The sequence below is a fragment of the Caballeronia sp. BR00000012568055 genome (genome assembly GCF_029439455.1).
Classification (GTDB): Bacteria; Pseudomonadota; Gammaproteobacteria; order Burkholderiales; family Burkholderiaceae; genus Caballeronia.
Genome location: NZ_JAQFVG010000176.1, coordinates 1 through 802, shown reverse-complemented (window position 1 = coordinate 802; position 802 = coordinate 1). Strand labels below are relative to the sequence as shown.

Annotated in this window: 1 protein-coding gene; it reads left to right on the top strand. The window is 56.5% G+C overall.

From position 1 onward, the window contains the following. Nucleotides 1–81: 81 nt before the first annotated feature. A complete protein-coding gene (locus P7F28_RS09575) occupies nt 82–273 on the top strand; it encodes a hypothetical protein (protein ID WP_277184269.1) in 192 nt (63 codons plus the stop codon). Nucleotides 274–802: the final 529 nt, after the last annotated feature.

Genomic DNA, 802 nt, shown 5'->3' with positions numbered 1-802 from the left:
GACATTGGCAGAGCACCCACGCGGCACCTAGACGCGCAGCTATGATCGCCCCTTTGAACGTCGGCGCGGCGTGCGCTGTATATGGCGTGCGTGGCTGCTCAGCGGGCCAATCCCGACATCAAGGCGTTTTGCGATCGGCTGCGCGCCAACGGCAAGAAAGCCAAGGTCGCATTCGTTGCAGGCAAGCACAAGCTGCTCACTCAGATCAACGCCATGAGCGCGATGGAACGCCCTGGACGCGATGGAACGCCCTGGAGCCCGCCAAAAGCTTGATTTCCAGAGCACTTCCGCTTGACTCTCAAGTACAGTTGCTTTCTTTCCTCTGTTCTCGAGAACCGCAGGGCATGCTTTTGGCAACCGTTCCGAGCCGCCGAGTTTCTCCATCCGGCTTCTTGTCCCTTTAAAGGTCCGCACAACTGCGGCAACTTTGAAATCGCTACGCTGCGACTAAGCATCTGACGGATCGTGGTCGGTTTGAATTGCGCAGCCGCATCCACAGCCCGCGCTTGGTTTTTCGAATTTTCGCGGGCCGAGGACGATAGAGCACAAAGAGTGTGAGGGCATCTCGAGAAAACGGAGAGCCCACTCGCAGGTTTCCATTTTGCGTATCTCCGAATTCCGCAGGCGATTACCGGTGACCAGCATTCGTTAAAGATCAAAATCCGGCGCGCGTTTCGGCTTTCCCTCGAGGCTCCAATACCGTTACAGCCTCTGACAGTGCGATGCTACTTAATACACGACCGTCAACCGACCAGGCAGGTTTCTACGTAGAAACCGAGGTCGCTGCGTTTTGCGAAGGTTT

Excerpts from the sequence above, each read along its gene's own strand:
- P7F28_RS09575 (WP_277184269.1), top strand. The coding sequence starts at position 82 with ATGGCGTGCGTGGCTGCTCAGCGGGCCAATCCCGACATCAAGGCGTTT.